The organism is Belliella baltica DSM 15883 (assembly GCF_000265405.1).
Classification (GTDB): Bacteria; Bacteroidota; Bacteroidia; order Cytophagales; family Cyclobacteriaceae; genus Belliella; species Belliella baltica.
In genome coordinates this window covers 2,622,531-2,646,195 of record NC_018010.1, presented here as the reverse complement: position 1 = coordinate 2,646,195, position 23,665 = coordinate 2,622,531, and the positions used below count along the sequence as shown (strand labels likewise).

At 34.9% G+C, this 23,665-nt stretch carries 22 protein-coding genes, 1 tRNA gene and 3 pseudogenes; 16 read left to right on the top strand and 10 right to left on the bottom strand.

Annotation, left to right across the window (positions count from 1 at the left end; all coding sequences use genetic code 11):
• Nucleotides 1-282: 282 nt before the first annotated feature.
• Nucleotides 283-1,041, top strand: a complete 759-nt coding sequence (locus BELBA_RS12130) for a DeoR/GlpR family DNA-binding transcription regulator (protein ID WP_014772989.1) — start codon at nucleotides 283-285, stop codon at nucleotides 1,039-1,041.
• Nucleotides 1,042-1,298: 257 nt separating this feature from the next.
• Here the strand turns inward: BELBA_RS12130 and BELBA_RS12125 are convergent, their stop codons facing one another.
• On the bottom strand, nucleotides 1,299-2,105 hold the full coding sequence (locus BELBA_RS12125; RefSeq protein WP_041779347.1) for a DMT family transporter: 807 nt from the start codon (nucleotides 2,103-2,105) through the stop codon (nucleotides 1,299-1,301).
• Between the two features lie 157 nt (nucleotides 2,106-2,262).
• On the opposite strand from BELBA_RS12125, the pseudogene BELBA_RS12120 reads away from it, so the two are divergent.
• Nucleotides 2,263-2,715: pseudogene (locus BELBA_RS12120) on the top strand (peroxiredoxin).
• 62 nt (nucleotides 2,716-2,777) lie between these two features.
• Here the strand turns inward: BELBA_RS12120 and BELBA_RS20160 are convergent.
• Nucleotides 2,778-2,927 (bottom strand): annotated as a pseudogene (locus BELBA_RS20160) (lipoprotein-releasing system ATP-binding protein LolD); the annotation flags it as partial.
• Nucleotides 2,912-3,439: pseudogene (locus tag BELBA_RS12115) on the bottom strand (nicotinate phosphoribosyltransferase); the annotation flags it as partial. The pseudogenes BELBA_RS12115 and BELBA_RS20160, both read right to left, overlap by 16 nt.
• 178 nt (nucleotides 3,440-3,617) lie before the next feature.
• On the opposite strand from BELBA_RS12115, the gene BELBA_RS12110 reads away from it, so the two are divergent.
• The 3 genes from BELBA_RS12110 (at nucleotide 3,618) to BELBA_RS12100 (ending at nucleotide 5,799) form a co-directional block, all read left to right on the top strand.
• Nucleotides 3,618-4,229: an RNA polymerase sigma factor gene (locus BELBA_RS12110; RefSeq protein ID WP_014772986.1), complete on the top strand. Its 612-nt coding sequence runs from the start codon at nucleotides 3,618-3,620 to the stop codon at nucleotides 4,227-4,229.
• Nucleotides 4,222-4,980 carry a tetratricopeptide repeat protein gene (locus tag BELBA_RS12105; RefSeq protein ID WP_014772985.1) on the top strand — a complete coding sequence of 253 codons (759 nt, stop codon included), beginning with the start codon at nucleotides 4,222-4,224 and terminating at the stop codon, nucleotides 4,978-4,980. The genes BELBA_RS12110 and BELBA_RS12105 overlap by 8 nt, the downstream gene beginning before the upstream one ends.
• 87 nt (nucleotides 4,981-5,067) lie before the next feature.
• Nucleotides 5,068-5,799 carry a hypothetical protein gene (locus BELBA_RS12100; protein ID WP_014772984.1) on the top strand — a complete coding sequence of 244 codons (732 nt, stop codon included), beginning with the start codon at nucleotides 5,068-5,070 and terminating at the stop codon, nucleotides 5,797-5,799.
• Nucleotides 5,800-5,835: 36 nt separating this feature from the next.
• Here BELBA_RS12100 and BELBA_RS12095 read toward each other — a convergent pair whose 3' ends face one another.
• From BELBA_RS12095 to BELBA_RS12080, 4 genes are all read right to left on the bottom strand, one after another.
• Nucleotides 5,836-8,616 (bottom strand): CHAT domain-containing protein, encoded by a 2,781-nt coding sequence (locus BELBA_RS12095; RefSeq protein ID WP_014772983.1) that lies wholly within the window; start codon nucleotides 8,614-8,616, stop codon nucleotides 5,836-5,838.
• 39 nt (nucleotides 8,617-8,655) lie between these two features.
• The gene (locus BELBA_RS12090; RefSeq protein ID WP_014772982.1) at nucleotides 8,656-9,504 is read right to left on the bottom strand and encodes a hypothetical protein; all 849 of its coding nucleotides are present in this window, start codon (nucleotides 9,502-9,504) and stop codon (nucleotides 8,656-8,658) included.
• Between the two features lie 213 nt (nucleotides 9,505-9,717).
• Complete coding sequence (locus BELBA_RS12085) at nucleotides 9,718-10,524, bottom strand: DMT family transporter (RefSeq protein ID WP_014772981.1); 807 nt, start codon at nucleotides 10,522-10,524, stop codon at nucleotides 9,718-9,720.
• Between the two features lie 410 nt (nucleotides 10,525-10,934).
• Entirely contained in the window at nucleotides 10,935-11,585 is a 651-nt protein-coding gene (locus BELBA_RS12080; protein WP_014772980.1) for an ABC transporter ATP-binding protein, read from the bottom strand.
• Nucleotides 11,586-11,723: 138 nt separating this feature from the next.
• Here BELBA_RS12080 and sucC point away from each other — a divergent pair, with 138 nt between their 5' ends.
• The 3 genes from sucC (at nucleotide 11,724) to BELBA_RS12065 (ending at nucleotide 14,045) form a co-directional block, all read left to right on the top strand.
• Nucleotides 11,724-12,935: an ADP-forming succinate--CoA ligase subunit beta gene (gene sucC, locus BELBA_RS12075; protein ID WP_014772979.1), complete on the top strand. Its 1,212-nt coding sequence runs from the start codon at nucleotides 11,724-11,726 to the stop codon at nucleotides 12,933-12,935.
• A 39-nt stretch (nucleotides 12,936-12,974) separates the two neighbouring features.
• Nucleotides 12,975-13,048, top strand: a tRNA-Arg gene (locus tag BELBA_RS12070).
• A gap of 229 nt (nucleotides 13,049-13,277) precedes the next feature.
• Entirely contained in the window at nucleotides 13,278-14,045 is a 768-nt protein-coding gene (locus BELBA_RS12065) for a universal stress protein (RefSeq protein ID WP_245531060.1), read from the top strand.
• Between the two features lie 165 nt (nucleotides 14,046-14,210).
• Here BELBA_RS12065 and BELBA_RS12060 read toward each other — a convergent pair whose 3' ends face one another.
• The gene (locus BELBA_RS12060; RefSeq protein WP_014772977.1) at nucleotides 14,211-15,110 is read right to left on the bottom strand and encodes a DUF3078 domain-containing protein; all 900 of its coding nucleotides are present in this window, start codon (nucleotides 15,108-15,110) and stop codon (nucleotides 14,211-14,213) included.
• 466 nt (nucleotides 15,111-15,576) lie between these two features.
• On the opposite strand from BELBA_RS12060, the gene BELBA_RS12055 reads away from it, so the two are divergent.
• The 6 genes from BELBA_RS12055 (at nucleotide 15,577) to BELBA_RS19870 (ending at nucleotide 17,929) form a co-directional block, all read left to right on the top strand.
• Nucleotides 15,577-16,140, top strand: a complete 564-nt coding sequence (locus BELBA_RS12055) for a DUF4136 domain-containing protein (protein ID WP_014772976.1) — start codon at nucleotides 15,577-15,579, stop codon at nucleotides 16,138-16,140.
• Between the two features lie 268 nt (nucleotides 16,141-16,408).
• Nucleotides 16,409-16,765 (top strand): response regulator, encoded by a 357-nt coding sequence (locus BELBA_RS12050; protein WP_014772975.1) that lies wholly within the window; start codon nucleotides 16,409-16,411, stop codon nucleotides 16,763-16,765.
• Nucleotides 16,766-16,882: 117 nt separating this feature from the next.
• On the top strand, nucleotides 16,883-17,074 hold the full coding sequence (locus BELBA_RS20425; protein WP_342626366.1) for a hypothetical protein: 192 nt from the start codon (nucleotides 16,883-16,885) through the stop codon (nucleotides 17,072-17,074).
• A gap of 42 nt (nucleotides 17,075-17,116) precedes the next feature.
• Nucleotides 17,117-17,380: a hypothetical protein gene (locus BELBA_RS20420; RefSeq protein ID WP_342626365.1), complete on the top strand. Its 264-nt coding sequence runs from the start codon at nucleotides 17,117-17,119 to the stop codon at nucleotides 17,378-17,380.
• A gap of 70 nt (nucleotides 17,381-17,450) precedes the next feature.
• On the top strand, nucleotides 17,451-17,660 hold the full coding sequence (locus BELBA_RS19700; protein WP_014772974.1) for a hypothetical protein: 210 nt from the start codon (nucleotides 17,451-17,453) through the stop codon (nucleotides 17,658-17,660).
• Nucleotides 17,661-17,779: 119 nt separating this feature from the next.
• Nucleotides 17,780-17,929 (top strand): hypothetical protein, encoded by a 150-nt coding sequence (locus BELBA_RS19870; protein WP_014772973.1) that lies wholly within the window; start codon nucleotides 17,780-17,782, stop codon nucleotides 17,927-17,929.
• A 52-nt stretch (nucleotides 17,930-17,981) separates the two neighbouring features.
• Here BELBA_RS19870 and BELBA_RS12035 read toward each other — a convergent pair whose 3' ends face one another.
• Entirely contained in the window at nucleotides 17,982-19,544 is a 1,563-nt protein-coding gene (locus tag BELBA_RS12035; RefSeq protein WP_041779346.1) for a peptide MFS transporter, read from the bottom strand.
• Nucleotides 19,545-20,046: 502 nt separating this feature from the next.
• Here BELBA_RS12035 and pckA point away from each other — a divergent pair.
• Together pckA and BELBA_RS12025 are read left to right on the top strand one after the other, a co-directional pair.
• Complete coding sequence (gene pckA / locus BELBA_RS12030; RefSeq protein ID WP_014772971.1) at nucleotides 20,047-21,648, top strand: phosphoenolpyruvate carboxykinase (ATP); 1,602 nt, start codon at nucleotides 20,047-20,049, stop codon at nucleotides 21,646-21,648.
• A gap of 149 nt (nucleotides 21,649-21,797) precedes the next feature.
• Nucleotides 21,798-22,235: a peptidylprolyl isomerase gene (locus BELBA_RS12025; protein ID WP_014772970.1), complete on the top strand. Its 438-nt coding sequence runs from the start codon at nucleotides 21,798-21,800 to the stop codon at nucleotides 22,233-22,235.
• Between the two features lie 114 nt (nucleotides 22,236-22,349).
• Here BELBA_RS12025 and BELBA_RS12020 read toward each other — a convergent pair whose 3' ends face one another.
• The gene (locus BELBA_RS12020) at nucleotides 22,350-23,636 is read right to left on the bottom strand and encodes a NupC/NupG family nucleoside CNT transporter (protein ID WP_014772968.1); all 1,287 of its coding nucleotides are present in this window, start codon (nucleotides 23,634-23,636) and stop codon (nucleotides 22,350-22,352) included.
• Between the last annotated feature and the right edge of the window lie 29 nt (nucleotides 23,637-23,665).

Genomic DNA, 23,665 nt, shown 5'->3' with positions numbered 1-23,665 from the left:
ATTAAACGAAGAATCAAAGCCTGACACCCGACACTAATGTGCAAACCAAATTCAGGCAAGATCAACCTGTCAACCGAACTTGAACTCATTCATCCATCAATCTATCGTTTGGCTACTTGCAGAAAGCGGAGACACTTATTAAAAAATCATTTGAAAAAAAATAACCAGTACTAATTACAAAGTATAATTGCAACGAGTAACCTTCGGCATTTTGGAAAGATTGACTACATTAGCTTGATAAATTACCAATAGCAGCATGGTGATAAATTAAATAACACAGATATGATAAAACGCCATACCTATATTTTAGAAAAACTAAAAAACAAGCAACATATTTCTGTCAACGAGCTATGCGAAGAGCTAAATATCTCAGCGGTAACAATAAGGAAAGATTTTACTTTTTTGGAACAGAAAGGACTTTTGTATAGAACCTATGGAGGCGCTTCGATGCACAACCCTTACACGAAGGAAATATCGGTTTTGGAAAAAGAAAAAATTTCATTTTATGAAAAAAATATGATCGGTAAAACTGCCTCCGGTCTTATTGCAAATCAAGACACCATAATCATGGCCTCTGGAACTACAGTACAGTTTATGGCAGAACATATAGCGTTTGATTTAGACCTGGTAGTGATAACATCTTCATTGAAGGTCGCTCTTGAATTGACCAAAAGGGAAAAAATCAATGTCATTCAGTTAGGAGGAGAAGTTAGAAATTCTTCAAACTCTACTGCTGGGTACCATGCCGAATTATTTCTCAAAGACATTTCATGCGACAAACTATTTTTGGGAGTTGATGGGATTGATTTCAGTTATGGAATCACCACCTCGAATGTAGCCGAAGTATTGCTTAACAAAAAAATGATTTCCTGCGCAAAAGAAGTAATTGTAGTTTCTGATTCCTCAAAATTTATGAAAAGAGGATTCGGCAAAATATCGGATTTGGATATAATCAACACGTTGGTTACTGATGAAAAAATCTCAGAGGTATTAGTCAAGCAATTAGAGGAACTTGGTATCAATGTAATAATAGCAAAGTAAAGGGCTATCGGCTTTATGTATTTTGAATAAAAGGGAATTTTAATTGAATATAATGAAATAAGGATTTAGGAAACTTTGTCAGTAATGATAGAAAAATCTAATTTAGCTTAGCTCCAATATCAATTGATATTAGATTCACCACATCGGATAAGTTTTTCGTAGATATTTAATAAGTCGAGCTATCAACCATGGAATTGAAGCAACTGCCAAAGTTGCATATAACCATGTATTGAAAAATAAGTTCTAGATCATTTAAATTATTTTTTAGAAGTCACATTCAAAATTACTCCTGCCAAAACAAGCACCATCCCCATGTAAGTAATCAAACTATATGTCTCATCAAAAATCAAAAAACCAAAACTCAATGCATAGATGATTCCAACATAACTCAAACTTGCCACTTTGGAAAGATTAGCATTCTGATATGCTAAAGTCATAAAATATTGTGCGGCCTGAGTCAAAACACCTACAATGATTAAAACCAGCCAATCGGTTCCCACAGGTGTGATCCAATAAAAATAAGAAAGTACAGCTGCAATCGGTGTTGTAATTAAAGGAAAATAAAACATAATTACCAGAGGGTGTTCTGAGTTTTTCAGTTTTCTAATCACATTGTATGCAACCCCCATAGCTAAAGATGCTATCAAGCCAATTGCCAAATCGAATGAAGTGATCCTTGGATCAAACCCTTCTATAATAATAACACCTATAAAGGAAACTCCAAAATAGAGGTATTTTCTCTTAGCTACTTTTTCCTTTACTATAAAAATCCCCAAGATGGTCGTGAAGATTGGAGCCAAGTAATTTATGGTAACTGCGCTAGCAAGAGGTATGGTTTGAAGGTTGTAAAAGAAAGCCATTAAGCCAATAGAACCTGCTATCCCACGTGTAATCAGCAATTTTTTATTATTCCCGAGAAGAGGAACATGGATTCTTTTGAGTGCGAAGTATGTCATAAAAAAACTCATCACAGACCTAAAAAGAATAATTTCTATGGCTGGAATATGAGGAATCATTTTCACCGCTACATTCATCAGTGAAAATAATAGACCTGCCAGAAGCATGTGCTGAACACTTTTCTTACTCAAGATCAGAAAGATTTAAAGGATAAAGTTTTTGGATAAAGGAGAAAGTTGAAAGAATAGTTCCTCAATTAAATGTGAGAAAACATTGTTGACAAGTTCCTGTTACTTCAATGATATCAACAATTACATTATCAAAATGGCACTCAAAAAAGGACAAAAGGCTCCAAACTTCACTTTACCTTCTACTTCAGGAGAAAAATTCACACTCAATAAAGATGCTTTGGGAAAAGCTTGTATCATCTACTTTTATCCTAAGAATTTCACAAAGGTCTGTACAGCCTAAGCCTGTGATTTCAGAGATCAATTTGCTGCTTTTAGAGACTTAGATATTCCAGTTTATGGTATCAGTCGTGACTCGATTGATTCACATCTTAAGTTTCAAAAGGAATTCAATCTCCCTTTTGATCTTCTAAGCGATCAAAAAGGCGATGTTTGTAAAGCTTATGACGCCTTGATTCCACTTGTTAGAATGCCGAAACGAGTAACTTATCTACTTGATAGCGAACATTTTGTGCAGGGTGTATTTTCAGATTTGTTTGAATCCAAAAAGCATGTGGATGAAATGTTGGCAATTCTTCAAAAGAAATAAGCTTCAAATGTTTATGGGCTATTGTAATTAAATTTATTTAAAAATTAATGTTTTCAGCACTTCTAAATTCCAGAAACAATTCTCCCATCCTGCATGGTTAGCATTCTATCTGCCATTTGAGCAAGTTCTTGATTGTGCGTTACAATCACGAAAGATTGACCAAATTCATCTCGAAGTTTAAAAAACAATTCGTGCAAATCTTGTGCGCTCTTCTCAGACCAAATTCCAATACAGAGTCGCCTTTTGCAGCTAGTACCACCCTAGCAGATTTTGTTGCGATTAAAGTCTGGAAATTGATAACATTGAGTAAGGCTGTCTCGAGAAGTTGACATTGTATCAAAGGACCTTTTACGCTGATCAAAGGGGTATGTGGAAACACCACCGTGCCTTCTTCTACTGCATCAATATCACATGTGAAATTCAATGATTTCAAATAAGCTAAAAATGCTGATTCGAATACAGGGCTGCCGTCGGCATTTTTCATTTGACCAAGGTAGCTCAGGTCATCATCTTTGAAATAGAAATTGTTACAGAAATCTACCACATACTCAAGACCAGCTGCTATTGTAAAACCACTTTGAAAAGGATGCTTTCTAAAAAAAAGATTGAATACTGCCTCTTGTTCTGCCTTACCAGACTTCCAATATGCATAAGCCATGGTGAGTTGATAAAAATCCGTCAAAAGTGCCAGTGAACCTTGATACAGGTCTTTGGTGATTTTCATAAGGTTTATTCTTTGATCTCAAATTTAAGGGAAATTGAGCTCAAAAACCCGAAAAAATGATTTTATGATATCCACTGAATATTTTAATGGAATTATGGCAAAAAGATTGTTCTTTAAACAAATTATGAAAATTCCTATTACCTTTTTGAAACTTACTTCGACTTATAAATAGACCTGAATGAAAATAAATAAAACTAATTCTGAAGATTCGATTCTTGATGACATTAAAGCAGGCGGAATCTTGCTAAATAAAGCTTTAGAATACATGTATTCAACGTATTATAGACTCTTAGAAAGCATAATTCTCAAGAATAGTGGAGACGAGGATGACGCAGCAGACGTAATTCAAGACACGTTTTTGGCTTTTGTGAAAATGGTACAAGATGGGAGATTTCGTAAAGAGGCTGGCGTCAAATCTATGCTTTACAGTATCGCGCGAAATCTTTGGATTACAGAAATAAGGAAAAGAAAAAGCACTCAGAATAGACATGAGATATTTGAGCAGGGAAATGATGTTGAGGTGATAGGAGTTAGTGTAGAAATAGAGAAAATTGAAAACCAAAAATTGATATTATCACTTTTTGAATCAATTGGTCAGAAGTGTAAAAGCATTTTAATTTCATTCTACTATGAAAACCTGTCAATGAAAGATATTATGGAAAAGGAGGATTTTTCAAGCGAGCAAGTCTTGAGAAACAAGAAATATAAGTGTTTGAAATCCTTAATTGAAAAAGTAAATGGGAATGAAATATTGGCTAAATCTGTAAAAAATGCGCTCCAAAATGATTGATGATAAAAATATTACCCGCCTTGATGCCTATTTAGACAATAAGCTTTCTGAAGAAGAAAAAAACTTACTTCTACAAGAACTAAAGGAAAATGCAGCGTTGAATGAACTTTTGGAATTATTAAAGATATCTAGAAAAAGCATCGAATTAGCAGGATTGAAAAATCAAATTCAATCAGTCCAGAAAGAATATCTCAAAAGCAGAGTTATCAAAGTTGTCAAAATCAAACCGTCCACTTGGTGGATTGGAGTGGCCGCGTCTATTTCACTTTTCATACTAATTGGAAACTTTTGGATTCAAAAATTACCATCTCAACTTATTGAAGAAAATTACATTCCCTATGAAATATCAACCATGCGTTCATCTGAAATCCCTTTGAGCGAATTAGAAAATGATTTTAAAAACAAAGTTTGGACAAGAATTCTGTCTGCTGTTCCTCAAAACTCCGAAAATCAAGCAGAAGTATTCTTGGCTGGCATAGCTGCATATGAACACGAAGATTTTGAAAGTGCCATTGAATATTTGGAACGTGTAATTCAGCTCAATCAAGTCATAATCGAAAGGTATTTTAACGACGAAGCAGAGTATTATTTAGGTCTTTCATTATTGAAATCAGAAAAATATAATGATGCATTTGTATTGTTTCAAAAAATAAATTTGGATGAAAATCACAGTTATTATGGGGTTTTTACTAGTTCTGATTTATTTAAACTTAAAGTCTTAAAATGGATTAAAAATTGGTACAATTATTGACAAATAATTTCCTGAAAAAACCTAGATAAATGATTACATCATGAGTATCGGTTTCGACTAAATCATGAAATTAAAATTAAAACTATTATGAAAATCACAAAAAACATTTTAACAGCATTTGCATTAGCTGCGGCATTCGCATTCACATCTTGCAACAATGACGATGAACTTCCAGGTACTGGAGAGGGTAGGTTAGGTTTCGCATTTATTTTGAATAATGGAGGAACAAGTTCTACAAATGGAAGAGTTGCTAACAGCAACCTGACAATCGAAAATGGTTTCATTCAAATCAAAGAATTGGAGTTTGAAGTAGAAGGAAGAAACGAAATTGGCACTTTTGAAAAAGAGTTTGAAATAAAATTCAACGAGATTAGAAAAGTGACTTTTGATGAATTTGACGAATCTACTGACTTCTTTATCAACATAGAAGCTGGAGAATACAAAAAAATTGAGTTAGAACTTGACTTGATTGATTACAGAAATGAACCATCAATTTATATCGAAGGATCTTATGCATTTGAAGATGGTTCTACAACTCCTGTTGTCTTTGAATACTATGGAGACGATATTGATTTTGAAGTAGAAATAGAAGGGGATGATAATGAATACTTTATCATTGATGCTCAAAACAACCCTTTGGCATTATTTGAAATTAGTGCTGTAAACTGGTTCAGGGGAGTATCAAATGGAGATTTCGAAAATGCTGAAGTTGTTGATGGCGTTATCTTAATTAATAGAGACAATAACCGAAGCATCTATAATAGAGTCAAAAACAATATTGAAGAATTTGCAGATATTGAAATAGAATTGAAAAACTAATTGAAAAACTAATTGAAAAGTTTATAACATTTCCTATTAAGTCCATCCCTTTTGGGGTGGATTTTTTTTGAGATAAAATAAAATCAAAATAGCTCCTAGAAGAATTGCTGTTAAATACCAAATATTCGTTGTCCAATTTTCATATAGTTGGCTATCTCCAATAAAAATCAAGTGACTCCAAAAAGATGGGTGATGAAATTGACTCATTTTAGGGTCATTTAAAAGGTCTAATTGAGCCAAGCGCAATGCATCAGCATATCCACTTCCCTTGTCAAAGTGATGATAGAATCTGGTTGAAATATATGCTGTCGCTAGGTCTTCTGCTTTCCATAATGTGGTGACGATATTTGAGCAACCTGCAAAAGAAAAAGCGCGAGAAATACTCAAAACACCCTCACTTTGACTGATTAATCCTGCATTTGTCTCACAAGCACTCAAAAATACTAGCGAAGTACTTCCTAAGTCAAGATTGTAAATTTCATGAGTAAAAAGCCGACTTGAAATATCTCCAGGGTAAAAAGCTATAAATGCTTGACTAGGATCTTTGGGATCAGAAAGCGCATGTGTTGCCAAATGAATAATTCCAGAATTTGGGGCAATTTCCAGAAACTGCTGTTTTGTGGCTAATTCATCACTGAATTTATTTTCGGATATGGCATCAGTTTCTATCTGGGAATGAGGTAATTGATTTAGAGAAATATCAGCGTCAGACCAAAAATTAGTTGAAAAAGGTGCAAAAGCGATCTTTTTCTCTTTTGAAAATTTCAAGTTTTTTATTTCAGTTAAGAATTCTACTGAATATTGGTAAGAGATTGTGAACTGTTCGACCAAGAATTTTCCACTTTCAGTTTCTAATACTGCAAAAGGTAAATCCATCAATACTCCGTGTGGAATGACTATCAAATTGCTGTATTTGCTCCATTGAACATCAGAAAGTGATAAAAGCTGTTTTTGTAAATTCACTCCCAGGTTTCTTTTTTGATACCGTACTCCTGGTTGATACTCTTTTAAAGCTCTCTTGAATATCTTTAAATTGTTTGTTAATTCCTCCTTCTTTTCTATTCTATCGACAGCTAGATTTTTATTGTCTAGGAGAAAAACATAGATTTCTTCATCAGTTTCAAAAAAAGAAACCAAAGCTGAGTTCCTATCTAAAATATTGTTTTGAATTGTTTTTATATCAAAAATCCCATAGGCAAGCTTCGCTTGCATGTATTCAGGAATTTCATTGAGTTGATCTATCAATCTAGAAAGTGCAAGTCTACTAGATCGAAGTTCAACTTGATATTGTTCAATTAGATTATTGTCATTTGTAGCAGAGATTTGCTGTTGAAGTCTTGAAATTGAAAATTGTAAATCTTTTTCCCTCTGCAATAAATCTGCTGGCAATTTAAGGTTTCTCTTTACTTTCTTTTCTTTAAGACTTAAGTCCAATGATGTTGCTTTATTTTTTTCCACCCATTCAAACAACAATGTAAGATCTTCATAATTTCCAGATATCTGGTAAAGACTATAAAGGTATTTGATTGCATTTTCATAAGCTTTCAGTGCATAATCAGCAAGAAATATTCTGGCTTCATCATTGTCATAATAGTTTGCAATTTGAAAAGCAATGTTAAAAGCAGTTTGAAAGGTCTCGATTGAGGACTTTCTATATTTTTCATCTTTGGTCTGAAGATATAGTTCCATGAGCGAATTGGCTTTTCTATTCACACTTTCAAATAACTGGAAAGTAGCAAAGCCCAAACTGTATTCTGATGGATTGGACAGCACATTTTCATCTTCAAAAACTCCGTCTATTCTAATGATTGATTGATGGAAAAAGTTGATCGCATCTTCAAATTTTCGTTCTTCAAAAGCTATTTTACCTAAAAGTAGAAAGGTGTTTCCAAGTTGAAAATTATTCGCTCTAATACCTGATTTCGTTTTTACCAATTCTTTTAAAATTTCATTCGAGCCTGCAAAGTCTTTTTTCAAATATAAAACTTCGGCCAATTGATTTTGGAAGGAAATTGAACTTTTGATTTCTTCTGAAGAAATTGAATTTAAATAATAGAATGCAGAATCGGGTTCTAATTTTTCAAGATAGACTTCCGAAATTTGAGAGAGTGCACGGTCATCATTTATCCCAAAAGAGAGCATATCTTGATATATTTTTAAGGCACTATCTAGTTGACTCAAGCCCATCAAGGATGAAGCGATGTTATTTAAAAAAGAGTATTCGGCGAATTGAAGAAATTCATCTAATTCCGAGAACGATTTATCTCCTACTGAAAGATCTCTAGCTTGATTGAAATAATTAATGGATTGGATATAATTGCCAGATTCATAATAAATTACTCCAAGTGAATTATAGAGTCTTGAAGCTTCGAGTTTAGAGTTCTTTTGACTTAATATTTTTTCTGCATTTTTCAGGAAGAATATACTGCTATCAGCCTTTGAAACTCGATAATATGATTCACCTAAAAACAAATTGCTAGCAAAAAACAATGTATCCAATACTTCTTCACTGTAATTAAAAAATATCCCCTTTCTATAAGCAGATATCGCTTTTTCAAAATCGTTATTTATTAAATAAATATTTCCTGCTTTTTCATAGACATCCAAAATAACTTCACTTGAAAGAGAAGTATTCAAGGGATCATTCATTATTTGAGTAAAAAGATCTAATGCGATGCTATCAGACTTATTTGTTGGTTGTGGAGGTTCATAGTAAGAAATTGCCTTTTCATATTTAGTTAATAGGGTCTCATTTTCTGTCGGATTATTCGTTTGGATAGATAGAAATAAAAAAAGAAAAAAGATCCTTAGAAACATTGTACAGAGGTTGATTCAACTTGTACAATGTTACTTAATTTATTGTAATCTGGCAACAATAATCAAATAGGGAGGCCTTGGTTTTACCCTCAAATTATCTTGTGCTAGCCTAGTATTCAAATAAGAATTTGAATTACTTAGTCCCAAAAGTTGGTTATTCTTTTCCTCAACTTCATCTATAAGACTTTGCGGAACCTCTGTCAATGTTTCAAAATAAAATAACCTTAAGTCCAAAGAATTCAAAGCTCTCAAACTATTGTCATTTAATCTGTAATACAAAGTCACATCAAGAGTTGAACCATTAGCTGGGTTGATACCAAACGCGTTATTTGCAACCGTTTGCTCTAAATCAATTTCACCCGTAGAGGCACTAACCTCAATTCCAATGTCTGACAAATCTGTTCCATCTGGACCATCTTCATCAAATTTACAATCATCATCGTCATCATCATCGTCTTCAGGGCAGGGTGATGTCCCTGATGAATCTCCGTTGAAGACTGGAAAGGCAATTTGTTCTTGTTGATCTAAGATATAAATTTTATCTAAATAATTAACTCCTGAAATTACGATATCCAATTGACAACTCTGATTACTATTAGCAGGGGTAAAAGAGACTCTGTATTTCAATCCTGTCTCACTGGCATTGATATCAATCTCTCCTGTTAACGAATCTAATGCAAGGCCTTCGGGAATAGAAGAAAAAATTCCATTCAAATTCTGCTGCGGAAGGATTATATTAGTTAATGCATCATTGATATAGAAAATAGTGTCCGAATAAGAAGACGCTTCACATATTACCTCAAATTCTCTCTCATTTAAATCTTCTTTTTTACAAGAAATAAAAACGAGATTGCAAAAAAGTAATAATACTAAGAAATACTTATTCATGTTTATTTAAATTGTTGTTTTCTATTAGTCGAAAGTTAAATATAAATTGTAATCAATTTTATTTTTTTTTATTTTCTAGCTTCTAAATTGGTTTAACAACAACTAAGCACTTATAACTATTTTATAAGGTAATTACAAATTACCGAAATAAAAGATATGCTCAACAGAATGTGGGATTCTCGCCCCATCACCTGCTTTTTCGGAATTTAAGGATTATTTTTTTGAGGTTACATTCAACAAAACTCCTGCTAACACGAGAATCATTCCCAAATAGGTCAGTAAACTATAAGTCTCCTCAAAAATCAAAAAACCAAAACCTAGTGCATATACAATCCCCACATAACTCAAACTAGCGACTTTTGACAAATTAGCATTCTGATAAGCCAAAGTCATGAAATATTGCGCACCTTGGGTAAGTACACCGACGGTAAGAAGTACGACCCAATCCCAGCCTTGAGGCATCACCCAAAAAAAATAAGAAACAATAGCCGCAATTGGTGTAGTAATCAAGGGAAAGTAGAACATGATTACCAATGGATGCTCTGAGTTTTTCAGTTTCCTAATCACATTGTAAGCCACACCCATCGCCAAGGAAGCAATCAGACCCACACCAAGATCAAAAGCAGAAATCCTAGGGTCAAAGCCCTCAATGATCAATACCCCAACAAAGCTAACTCCAAAGAAAATGTATTTTCTTTTTGCTACTTTTTCTTTGACAATAAATATCCCCAAGATGGTTGTAAAAATCGGTGCGAGGTAATTGATCGTAACTGCACTAGCAAGGGGAATGGTCTGTAGATTGTAGAAAAACGCCATCAAGCCCACAGACCCAGCTATTCCTCTTGTGATCAATAATGGTTTATTTTTTCCAAAAAATGGTACATTGATACGCTTCAATGCGATATAAGTCATAAAAAAACTGAGCACTGATCTGAAAAGTATAATTTCTATCGCAGGGATATGCGTAATCAATTTGACAGATACATTCATCAGGGCAAAAAGAAACCCCGCCAATAGCATGTGCTGTACACTTTTCTTACTCAAGAGCTTAGATTTTTGGATGATCAACGATTGGTAAAGGAATATTCAATCGTAATAGTTCAATCATAACTTTTCGGTAAAATGTCAGTATCATTCTGATTATACAATAGACTAAATAGGGATATACAGAACTTTGCCAATAACATTACAATATTCCGATTTATCTAACTTCCGATATTTATTGATACCTGCCCGACGCAGGCGGGTTGGATACTTATGGATATTGACCATCAGCAACCGAATGAACCAATAGAATGAAGTTACAGGCAAACAAGCGTATAAATCAGAAAGCTAAAAATCAGGATGTAATTTTCATTAGGAAATATTTTATATGTGATGGTATGATGCCTAAAAATAATTTTTAACCCCGCAGCAACGCCAATTCGCATTTAGATAATCTTTCCGTCTTGCATGGTCAGCATACGATCGGCCATTTGAGCTAATTCTTGGTTGTGAGTGACAATGACGAAAGACTGTCCAAATTCATCTCTCAACTTGAAAAATAACTGATGCAAATCCTCTGCACTTTTGGAGTCTAGGTTTCCACTAGGCTCATCTGCAAAAATAATCTTGGGGTCATTGATCAGTGCCCGCGCTACTGCGATACGTTGCTGTTCACCACCTGAAAGTTCAGCAGGCTTATGATCTAATCTTCCACTTACACCAAGAATCGAAGCGAGTTCCAAAGCCCTTTTTTTCAACTCTTTCTCCCCCCTACCAGCAATCAATCCAGGAATGATGATATTCTCTTCAGCTGTAAACTCAGGAAGTAAGTTGTGAAATTGAAAAATAAAACCAATCTCTTTATTTCTGTAAGCTGCCATTTGATCTCCCTTGAGTTGGGTAATAACTACATTCCCTACTTTGACCTCACCCTTGTCTGCATCATCCAAAGTTCCGAGAATATGCAAGAGGGTACTTTTGCCTGCGCCAGAAGCACCTACTATGGAGACCACTTCCCCAGATTTGATCGTAACATCCACGCCCTTAAGCACATGGAGATCTCCATAATATTTTTCTATTCCTTTAGCTTCCAGCATTGTGTAAATTGATTGAGCATCAAAATTAAAACATATTCGAGGATTCCCTCAAAAATGCCATTATTTTACCAAAAAGAGGCATACTTAACTTGAAAAATCAAGACGAAGGGCTTAACTTCGGGCAAAAATTTCACAAGGATGAATATACACGAATATCAAGCAAAAGAAGTTTTAAAGAGTTATGGTGTTAGAATTCAGGAAGGCATCGTAGCAGAGACCCCTGAAGCAGCACTCGAAGCAGCCAAGAAACTCAATGCAGAGACAGGCACTTCATGGTATGTGATCAAAGCACAAATCCATGCCGGTGGACGTGGAAAAGGCAAAGTTCAAGAAACTGACTCCAATGGTGTGGTACTTGCCAAAAAATTGGAAGATGTAGCTGAAAAAGCCAAAAACATCCTTGGAGGAACATTGGTAACGCACCAAACAGGTCCAGAGGGCAAAAAAGTAAATAAAGTCTTGATCGCTGAGGATGTATACTATCCAGGTGATTCAGAACCAAAAGAATATTACCTATCTATCCTTCTTGACAGAGCAAAAGGTAGCAACGTGATCATGGCTTCTACAGAAGGTGGTATGGATATCGAAGAAGTAGCAGAAAATCATCCAGAGAAAATTATCAAAGAGTGGATTGACCCAAAAGTAGGACTTCAAGGCTTCCAAGCTAGAAAAGTTGCTTTCAAACTAGGTTTGGAGGGCAATGCATTCAAAGAAATGGTGAAGTTCATCACTGCGCTTTATGCAGCTTATGAAGGAACTGATTCTTCTCAGTTTGAGATCAACCCTGTATTGAAAACATCAGACAATAAGATCTTGGCAGTAGACGCCAAAGTAAACTTGGATGACAACGCACTTTACAGACACAAAGACCTAGCTGATCTTAGAGACTTGGCTGAAGAAGATCCTTTGGAAGTAGAAGCAGGAGAATCAGGCTTGAACTATGTAAAGCTTGAAGGAAACGTAGGCTGCATGGTAAATGGAGCTGGACTTGCTATGGCTACCATGGATATGATCAAACTTTCTGGTGGTGAACCTGCCAACTTCCTTGATGTAGGAGGAGGAGCTAATGCTACTACTGTGGAAGCAGGGTTTAGAATTATCTTGAAAGATCCAAATGTAAAAGCCATCTTGATCAACGTATTTGGTGGGATCGTAAGATGTGATAGAATTGCCAATGGTGTAGTTGAAGCTTACAAATCAATCGGAGACATCAGCGTTCCTATCATCGTAAGACTTCAAGGAACAAATGCTGAAGAGGGTGCTAGAATCATTGACGAATCTGGCTTAAAAGTATCTTCTGCAATCACTTTGAAAGAAGCTGCTGAAAAAGTAAAATCAGCAATCGCTTAATATATTTAAAACAGGGCTGATACTTTATCAGCCCTTTATGCACCCGTAGTTCAACTGGATAGAATATCGGATTTCGGCTCCGAGGGTTGAGGGTTCGAATCCTTCCGGGTGTACATAATCCCACTAGTATCTGATACTAGTGGGATTATTTTTTTTCCATTCCCAGCCGTCCCTAACTGACTTTTATCATATTTTGAGCTAACCTATCTCACTGATAAACAATTTAATGTCATTTATCTTTGAGCATTAACCATTATAAAACCTTCAAGCATATGAAAAAGATTCTAATTCCAACTGACTTCTCAAGCTGTGCCAAAGCAGCTGAAAAATATGGTCTTGCCCTTGCAAAAAAAAATAGATGCAGAAATTCTATTCATGCACATCATTATCACTCCCATTGTTTGGGCCAAACTCACACCTGAACAAGAAAACTTATTTCTAGATAAAAAAAGTGAAATCAACGCTGTCAAGGCAAATCTTAAAGACCTTGTGGAAAGAGCTCAAGCAATGGGTATATCGGCCAACAAACTACTTGTCTACTCCAATGGAGCTGAAAGAATCAATAAGTATGTAGAATCAGAAAAAGTTGATATGGTAGTGATGGGTTCTCACGGAACCTATGGCTTCAAAGAGCACATGCTTGGCTCTAATACCTACTCCATGCTTAGAAGAACCAATGTACCTGTCATTGTCATTAAAGAAGGGTTTGAGCATAGCAGTATAGATACTTTGGTAATCGCTACTAATTTCAGAGAAGAGACAGGTAAATCCTTTGCACAAATTGAAAACTTTACTGAATTGCTAAAGGCAGAATTGAAGGTACTATACGTCAATACGCCAGATCATTTTGTAGAGACAAACGACATCTTAAAAATTGGACAGTCATTTTTAGATGAATTTGCAGCTTACAATCATGAAATTAATATTGTAGATGCTTTCCGAGAAGAACGAGGAATTATACAATTCGCCAAAAAGACCCAAGCCGATGCCGTAGCCGTAATTACATTTGGCAAATCAGATTTACTCCAATATTTCTCACCAAGTGTCACGGAAAATTTGATCGCTATGATAGATATTCCTGTGATCAGTTTGAGAAAAAATACTTTTTAAAAAATAATGATTAAAATAGGTTTTGTTAAAAGTAAAAAAGCAGGAGAAATTCTCCTGCTCTTTATATGAAAACTAAACCAACTATTATTTAACTACCACAATTGAAACAAAAATACTATATAAAAATAATATTCAAAATTATTTACAAAAAAGGTGTACAAATACCTACTTTTTGTTATTCACCTTATACAAAATACCTAGTGCAAGTGCCTGAGAGTATTGAATTCCTGGATCCATGTCAAGATCATAGACATTGATACTAGTGAAAGTCACATCAACAAATTGGGTAATTTTTGCAATCAAGGTCACATCCAATCTATGGTCAATGGTTCTAAATGCCAATGTTTCATAATTAGCAAACATCTGATATCTAGATCTGATGGAAAGATTATCTGTGATATCTTTATTGTAAGTAGCAAAAAGCTGCAAGGCTAACCATTCTGTTCGTACGGTTTGACCCTCAGGCACACCATAGTTACTAGGTACATTCTGGATGATTGTAGGGTCAGTCACGAAAGTAAACCTAGGTGAAAAAGGCGCTATACGCAATGCAAAGTCCTTGTTAGGCTTGTACTCCATACCAATACCAGAAGTCAAAAAAGCTGGTGAGAAAAACCCCGAAATCAAGGTGCGCTGATCATCTGGACCGAATTCAAAACCATCAGTAAACTGCGTCAAGAAATTTATTGATCCAAAATACGACCAATTCCCTCCTGCTTTATAACCAACTTTGGAATCAAAGAAAATTCTATCGTTTGATTTTCTTACTTGCTGACCTTCATTCTTTACAATGCCATAAATTAATTCAATTTGATTGTCCCAACTTAACTTACCTTTAGCATAGTTCGCCTTACCCGCAGCAATTGATCCAAAGGCAATAGAATTTACCCCGCCTGCTTTCCAGTTTCCACTGAAAGCTGCTTGATTGAAATTCAACCCTACACTAAATTCGGAATTCCAGTAAGTAGTATCTTTTAAAACAACTTGGTTCAAAGAGTCAGCATCTTGAGAAAATGATTGCTGTAAGGCAACGAATAAAAAGCAAAGCGTAAATAAATTTTTCATAATAGATATAATTTTAATTTAAACTAGAACAAAAATGATGATTTATTGTAAAGAATAAAACTTTCAGTGAATTGAAGATCACATATACATTTATATTTCCAGATATGATTATCTGCAATGATTGCAATACTTAGTATCCTGCTATATACATACCTAAATAGAAATGATGACTATTCACAATAAATCCAAGATGCTTAATTTTCAGAATTGATATGGGGATAATCATTATTTACGTCATTGTCTTAGGGGATTAAAACACGACATTTAAGTATTCTTTGTAGGTTAGTTGTCAGTATATCATTTGGATTGAAATACCTCACTTACTTTGGGCACTGATGTGAAAGTAGATATCAAAAAATTAAATTAATCGATCTCTCCGAATTCAAAAAAAATATTTAAAATAGCACCTAATCGTATAACTTACCGTTATTACCGATGTATTAAGATCACTTAACTCTTTCAAATTATGCATAGATCACCCACTCTAGTCCTTTTGATAGTCGCTTTATTGATTTCTTCGTGCAGTTCTATAGAGCTTTTTAAAGAACGTACGGAGATCCGTCCTTATAAAGAATATACTTCTTTTGTCATTGTCAACAAAGAGGTAGGGTCTAAGAGTTTTAGTGATGAATTGATTGATGCTAGAGTCACTAATGAGTTAGAAGTGAAGATGAAAGCACTGGGCCTAACTTACAATTCGGAATCTCCTGATTTAGTAATCAGATATACTTCCAACGAAGATCCAAGACAAAGAGAAGTTTACAACAATCAATTTCCAATGTGGGGGATGCGAGTTTGGGATCCTTGGATGTATGATCCTAGATTTATGGGTCGACAAAATATGGTAAATACCAAAAGTTATGAATTGTTACAGCTTATCGTAGATTTTATTGATCCAAAACAAGACAAAATGCTAATGACTATAACAGCAGTAAGTGAAGCTAGCAGCAAAAAAACTAAAAGTAAAAAATTGGTCAAATCAGCTGATAAGGTGATTCAAGCTTATAAATCTCATATGGAATCAAATTGAATCTAGATTTCACTTATCAGCAAGCCCTAAGTAGCTTCTGAATATTTCACTCTATAGTATTCAGATATTTTAGCCAAATTCTGAGCAGTTCTAGAAACTTAGTAAACATTTTTTTACTTTTTCTGGAGATTTCAAGAAAAAAAGAGAAAATCAATCCAAAAAACATTTGATATTTTAAATAATTATCTTTTGGCTATTGTTTATTAAAAGTTATCCATTATTTTTGTATTGAATTTAATGCATTTCAAAACAACATTTCTGCACTTCAATGCTCAAAATAGTTCTCATAGACGACGATCCAATAAGTACTTTCGTAACAGAAAAGCTTATTTCCAAAAATATTAAGGTTCCTTGCAGAATTTTTAAGTTTCAGAATGCTTCTGATGCACTGAAAGATATGGCAAGCATTCATCCAAACTATTTATTTTTGGATTTAAACATGCCTGAAATGACGGGATGGGATTTTTTAGAAGAATTTGAGCCGAATGATTATAGTCCAGAAGTTTATATCTTAAGCAGTTCTGTTGATGAAAGAGATATTAACAAAGCAAATAATTATTCACTTGTCAAAAGCTATCTTTCCAAGCCATTGATCAAGAAATATATCAAAACGATTTTCAACTAACGGGTAAACAGCCCGTTATTTTTTTGCCCTTTATTTTTCAATTTTCATGAATATTCTAAAACTTGATCTTCATTATAGAGTTATAATGATATTAGAAGTAAATCAAAGAATACGATTATGGCAAGACCAAGTGTAGAGCTAATCAGCGCATTTAGAAGAACGATAGATAAATTAAAAAATGGGGCACCTTATCAATGGGGTCATATGGGTGCCTGCAATTGTGGAAACTTGGCTCAAGAGATAACTGAGTTTTCCAAAGGAGAAATCCATCAAGATGCCATGCAGCGATATGGTGACTGGAACGAATAATTGAACGACTATTGTCCAACGAGTGGATTGCCTATGGATTTGGTGATCGATCAACTTGTAAATGCTGGTTTAACAATAACAGATTTGAGCCATTTAGAAAAGTTAAGTTCTCCTGAGGTTTTAAAAGAAATTCCTTTTGAAAAGAGAATTAACCTTAAAAAAAATAAAAAGGAAGACGTGATTTTCTATATGGAAACTTGGGTGAAGATTTTAGAGAAAAAATGGATTGAAGAGCAAAATATTCACTTGAAAATCAATGATATAAAAAAGAAAAGTAAAAAATTTCATGCCAGCATATTGGCTTAAATAAAAAATTTCCTGTATTTAGTATTAGTTTAATAATTTACTTAATTGAAGCAATAATTAACATTAAGCTATGGGCGATTTAGATGACGATTTTGAAGATGAATTTGATGACTTCGAGGACGAAGATGATGAGTTTGCAGACGAGTTTCAGGATGAGGTTTATGACCTAGATGAAGACAGTGAACTTCTCGACGACAGTTTTATCGATTTTGACGAAGACGAGGATGATGACTTTGACGACAATGACGATTTTGAAGAACTCGATGATGAGATAGATTAATCGTCAATGAAAGAGCAGGACAACATTGAGTTCTGCTTTTTTTTATATCTGCTTTGCCGAATTAGTTCTGTGTACTATCTTGCGTAGAATTTCAGGCTTAAAATTTAACTTTACATACTATGCTATTACAAATATTCAACTCACCAATTGCTTCTGGAGCCCAATTATTCCTGCTTATTGTTTGTATCCTTATTGGATTAGGTGCTGGCTTATCTGCTATGGATGTGAGAAGTACTTTATTTAAGAAAAAGTCAGAAGACGAACATTAATTAAAAAGAAAAATTTGAAATCAAAAAAGGCTCCGATTGGAGCCTTTTTTGATTAATGAACATTTCCCATTAATTTTTTAATTGGTTTACTTAGAAATAAGAGTAAAACACCGCCACCCACTACAGTTGCGACGATCAACATATATTGACTTGGCATTGCTTGCAAGGCTTCATCTGTTCCTCCACTTACTTCTCCAGACACCAATCCCGCTATAAGGTTACCCAATGCTACTGAGATAAACCACATTCCCATCATTTGCCCTTGATATTTTTCAGGAGCAAGTTTTGTGGTTAAACTTAAACCTACTGGGCTTAAACTCAATTCACCGAATGTGTGTAACAAATAAGTGAAAATCAACCACGTTGGAGCGGCTAATTCGCCTGAAGCTGCAATTTTCGCCGCAAAATACATCACTAAAAAACCCAATCCTAAAAGCAATAGTCCATAAGCAAATTTCAATGGTGAACTAGGCTCTAGATTCCTTCTTCCTAACCACACCCACAATGCACCAAAAAATGGTGCAAATAAGATAATAAACATTGAATTGATAGATTGGAAATAGCCAGGAGGAATCTCCCAACCCATAAAGCTTCTATCAGTGAACCTATCGGCGAACAAGTTTAATGTTGAGCCTGCTTGCTCAAATCCCGACCAAAATAAAGCCGAGAAAATCATAATCACGACAATGGCAGCTGTTTTTTTCTTTTCATCTTTATTTAACCCCCCAAAAAGAAAGACATATCCAAAATATAAAACAGTAATCACTCCGATAATCTTATATGCAAGATTTGCAATTTCATTGGCATTGATATTTATAATACCCATAAAAATCAAGGCAACAAATACTATTGAAAGTAAGACAAGAATTACTGAATATTTGATCAATTTAGATCTCGATTGAATCTCTTGTGGAGTTGTCGCGGAAACTGCCTCCCCTTTTCCTTCGAGATATTTTCCTGTTAATTTATATTGAATCAAACCAATAAACATTCCTAGACCTGCTAAACCAAATCCAAGATGCCAATCATAAACAGCCAAAGTGGAACAGGCTATTGGAGCTATAAAAGCTCCAAGATTGATCCCCATATAAAAGATTGAAAAGCCAGCATCTCTCTTACTACTACCCTGAGGATAAAGCTGTCCAACAATAGAACTGATATTGGGCTTGAGAAGGCCTGTACCAACAACAATCAAAATAAGACCTAGAAAAAATGCATTGATATCAAGACTTGAAAGTTCTGCTACTTGTACGGGATTTTTGGAAAACAAAGCGACAATTCCTGGTAATGCCATTGTAAAATGACCTATTGTAATGATGATTCCACCATACCAAACCGATTTTTTCAATCCAAAAAGTCTATCTGCAAACCATCCTCCCGGAAGAGCCAACAAATAAACACCCATAGTGTATAAGCCATAAATAGCTCCGCTAGTTTTATCATCAAAGCCCAACCCACCACTTAAAATCGGTGTGGTCATAAATAAAATCAAGAGAGCACGCATGCCATAATAGCTGAATCTTTCCCACATCTCAGTGAAGAAAAGCGTCATCAAACCTTTTGGATGACCGAAAATGGTAGGCCCTTCGGTAATATCTGCGCCAAGGGATTTCATTGCATCATTAGGGATCTTTTCCAATTTTATATCGTTTTGTTTAGAATTGAGTAATAAGTAGCTACAATGATAAGAGATTTTTTTAATTCTTACCCAAAGCCTATTTGATATCTTCTTTGAAAAGTAAAAATATACAAAGTATTAAATAGAGATAGAGATTGAATTTCGATAGCTATTTAAGTTGGCCTGCTCTCTTTTACTTAAAAGAAAAAGAAAGGATTTTTAAATTATTTCAATTGGAGAAAGAAAGCGGTAGATTAAAACCATTCTCAGGATGATTTTAATCCCTAAAAAATTGAACATCATAATTCATTCAAAAACCTTCTATTCAGGCTAACCATTCAACATACAAAAATACCATCTGACTCAAACAAAAACCAAAACCCTCATTAAAGTCTCCGTAATCGATTGAAAAGGAAAAAAAAGGCATTTTTTAGTAAAATCAGATTTCATAATTACATATCTTTGCCCATCGAAATAACCCAAATAAAACAAAATAAATATGCAAGATCTAGAGCTCAAGTCAGCGAAAAAAAGCTTGTCTGAACTAGGCATTCAAAATGCTTCGGGCGTAATGTGGAACCTTAGCCCAGCAGAATTGGTAGAGCAAGCTCTTCTTAATCAAGAGGCTGTATTAACAGACAATGGTGCCTTGATGGCTGATACGGGAACATTTACAGGTCGTTCTCCAAAGGATCGATACATAGTAAAAGATAACAATACTTCTGAAAGTGTTTGGTGGGGAGATGTGAACATTGCTTTTGATGAGGAGAAGTTTGAATATCTACATCAAAAAATGATAAACTTCTTAGCAGATAAAAAGCTGTATGTCCGAGAGGCTTATGCGGGCGCTGACGAAAATTACAGGCTGAATTTAACAATCATCAACACCCTTGCTTGGCAAAATTTATTTTGTTACAACATGTTCTTAAGACCTAGTGTTGAAGAGCTGGAACATTTTGAATCTAATTTTACAATAATTTGTGCTCCAGAATTTGAAGCAGACCCAGAGGTAGATGGTACTAGGCAGAAAAACTTTGCTATCATCAACCTAACCAAAAGAATAATTTTAATTGGTGGAACAGCTTATGCTGGTGAAATGAAAAAGGGAATATTTTCTGTTTTAAATTACATTTTACCTCATGAAAGAAACGTACTTTCTATGCATTGCTCTGCAAATGTAGGGGAAAAAGGAGATACAGCTATATTCTTTGGCCTTTCTGGAACAGGTAAGACTACCCTTTCAGCAGATCCAAATAGAGGGTTGATCGGAGATGATGAACATGGATGGACAGAAGATACTGTTTTTAACTTTGAAGGTGGATGCTATGCAAAAGTAATTGATCTGAGCAGAGAAAAAGAGCCAGAGATTTGGGATGCAATTAAATTTGGAGCAATCGTAGAAAACACAAGATTCTATGAAAATTCAAGAACCGTAGATTATACCAATAAAAGTGTCACAGAAAACACAAGAACTGCCTACCCCATTCATCATATCAAAAATGCTATAGAACCTTCCATAGCTGGCATTCCAAAGAACATCTTTTTCCTTACAGCGGATGCTTTTGGAGTCATACCTCCTATATCAAAGCTTAATAAAAGTCAAGCAATGTATCATTTCATCTCAGGCTATACGGCAAAAGTTGCCGGTACAGAGGTGGGGGTTACAGAACCTAAAACTACTTTTTCTGCCTGTTTTGGAGCAGCATTCTTACCACTTCATCCTACCAAGTACGCAGAACTATTTGGTGAGAAGATGGAAAAGCATCAAGTAAATGTTTGGTTGATAAACACAGGTTGGACAGGTGGGCCATATGGAGTTGGCTCTAGAATGAAGCTCAAATATACAAGAGCGATGATAACTGCTGCTCTAAATGGTGAATTGGACAATGTGTCTTACAGAAAGCATAGTGTCTTTGGAGTATCGATTCCAGAATCATGCCCTAATGTACCTGCAGAAGTACTGAGTCCAAGAGCAACTTGGTCTGATAAAGATGCATATGACAGAAAAGCAAGAGAACTTGGAGCTGAGTTTATTTCAAATTTTGAGAAATACAAAGCATTTGCAACAGAGGACATCCTAGCAGGATCTCCGAACCTATAGCCGATTGGCCCTTTATAAATAGTATAAACCCAAATAAAAGGAGTGTTTCGGCACTCCTTTTTTGTTTTTTGCTTTAAAGAAGATCAAACAACATTTATCAGACAAAAGAGTTAAAGATTGCTTATTTTTGTAAAAAATTATTCAAAAATATGAAAACAGCAGAAATACATACCGTCAAAGGGGTAATGAAAGTGGAGTTTTATGAAAAGGATGCTCCAAAAACAGTTGAGAATTTTATCAACCTTTCAGAAAAAGGATTTTATGATGGTTTGACATTTCACAGAGTTATTCCTGATTTTGTAATCCAAGGTGGATGTCCAAACGGAACTGGTACTGGTGGCCCGGGATACAAAATAGACTGTGAACTCACTGGTGACAACCAATACCACGATAGAGGTGTTCTTTCAATGGCTCATGCAGGTAGAAATACAGGAGGATCTCAGTTTTTTATCTGTCATAGCAGAAACAATACAAGTCATTTAGATAGAAACCACACATGCTTTGGGAAAGTCGTTGAAGGATTAGATGTCATAGATGATATCAGAGCAGGAGACAAAATTGAAAAGATTGTAATCAACAATGCTTAATAAATTAAAAATTATAGCAAAGAGGCTGTTTCTTGAAAAGAAACAGCCTCTTTGCTTTAAAATGTCTTCTTTTCAATATTCATGCAATCAAATAAATGATTACAATTTTATTTTTTATGCAAAGAGAGCTCCTGCAATCGTCGCAGTCATCATGCAAGCTAAAGTAGCTGCTAACAATGCCTGCATGCCAAGCTTTGATAAATTCCCTTGTTGATTTGGTGCAATACTTCCTATTCCTCCAACTTGAATAGCAATAGAACTGAAATTAGAAAATCCACACAATGCATAAGTAGCGACCACAATAGATTTTGGAGAGAGACCTCCAGCGTCCTTCATTTCGGATAAGCTCAAATAGGCAACAAATTCATTGATTACAGTTTTTTGTCCTAGTAAGGAACCTACTTGTAGTGTTTCGCTCCATTGCACACCAATTACCCATGCAAATACTCGAAAAATCTGTCCCAATATATATTCAAGAGAAAATCCTGAAAATTGTCCCTCTGTAGAAGAAACAACGAATGCATTAAGTCCTGTCCATTCTCCAATTAATCCAGATAAAATATAATTTAATGCAGCGATAACAGCTATAAATGCAAGTAACATTCCACCAACATTCAAGGCTAAATTTAACCCTTCAGAAGCACCAATAGACATTGCATCAATCAGGTTGACGCCCATATTTTCTTGATTTACTTCAAGTTTATCATTGATCTTTTCTTTCTGCACTTCAGGAATCATGATCTTAGACATCACAATAGCAGCTGGTGCATTCATGATACTTGCACCTAGCAAATAAGCTGCAAATTTACTTTGCTCTTCTAGACTATCCCCGCCTAAAAATGCCACATAACCTGCCAAAACTCCTCCAGCGATAGTTGCCATCCCACCAGTCATCAAGCACATCAATTCTGATTTGGACATCGTAGGAATGAACGGTCTTACAAGTAATGGAGCTTCTGTTTGTCCAAGAAATATATTGCCTGCAGCTGATAAACTTTCTGCACCTGATAGCCTCATAGTTCTTGCCATTACCCAAGCTATCCCAAAAACAATTTTTTGGAGAACTCCTAAGTAATACAGTCCCGCAGAAACAGTTGAGAAGAAAATTATGGTAGGAAGTACTTGAAATGCGAAAATAAAACCAAAGCTATTTGTCGCTAAATCACCGAATATAAACACCGCACCAGCTTCTGAAAAGCTAAGAAACTTTACAAACCCTCTACTTACCGAAGCGAAAACATTAGCGACAAAATCAACTTTCGTGATCATATATCCAAAGAATGCTTGAAGCACCACCCCTATACCAACTAATCTCCAGTCGACAGCTTTTTTATTTGCTGAAAAAATGAAAGCGACTAATAACAGAACCAATATTCCAATTAAACCTTTGAAATAATCCATTTATAGGAATTTTTTGAATAAGTAAATTT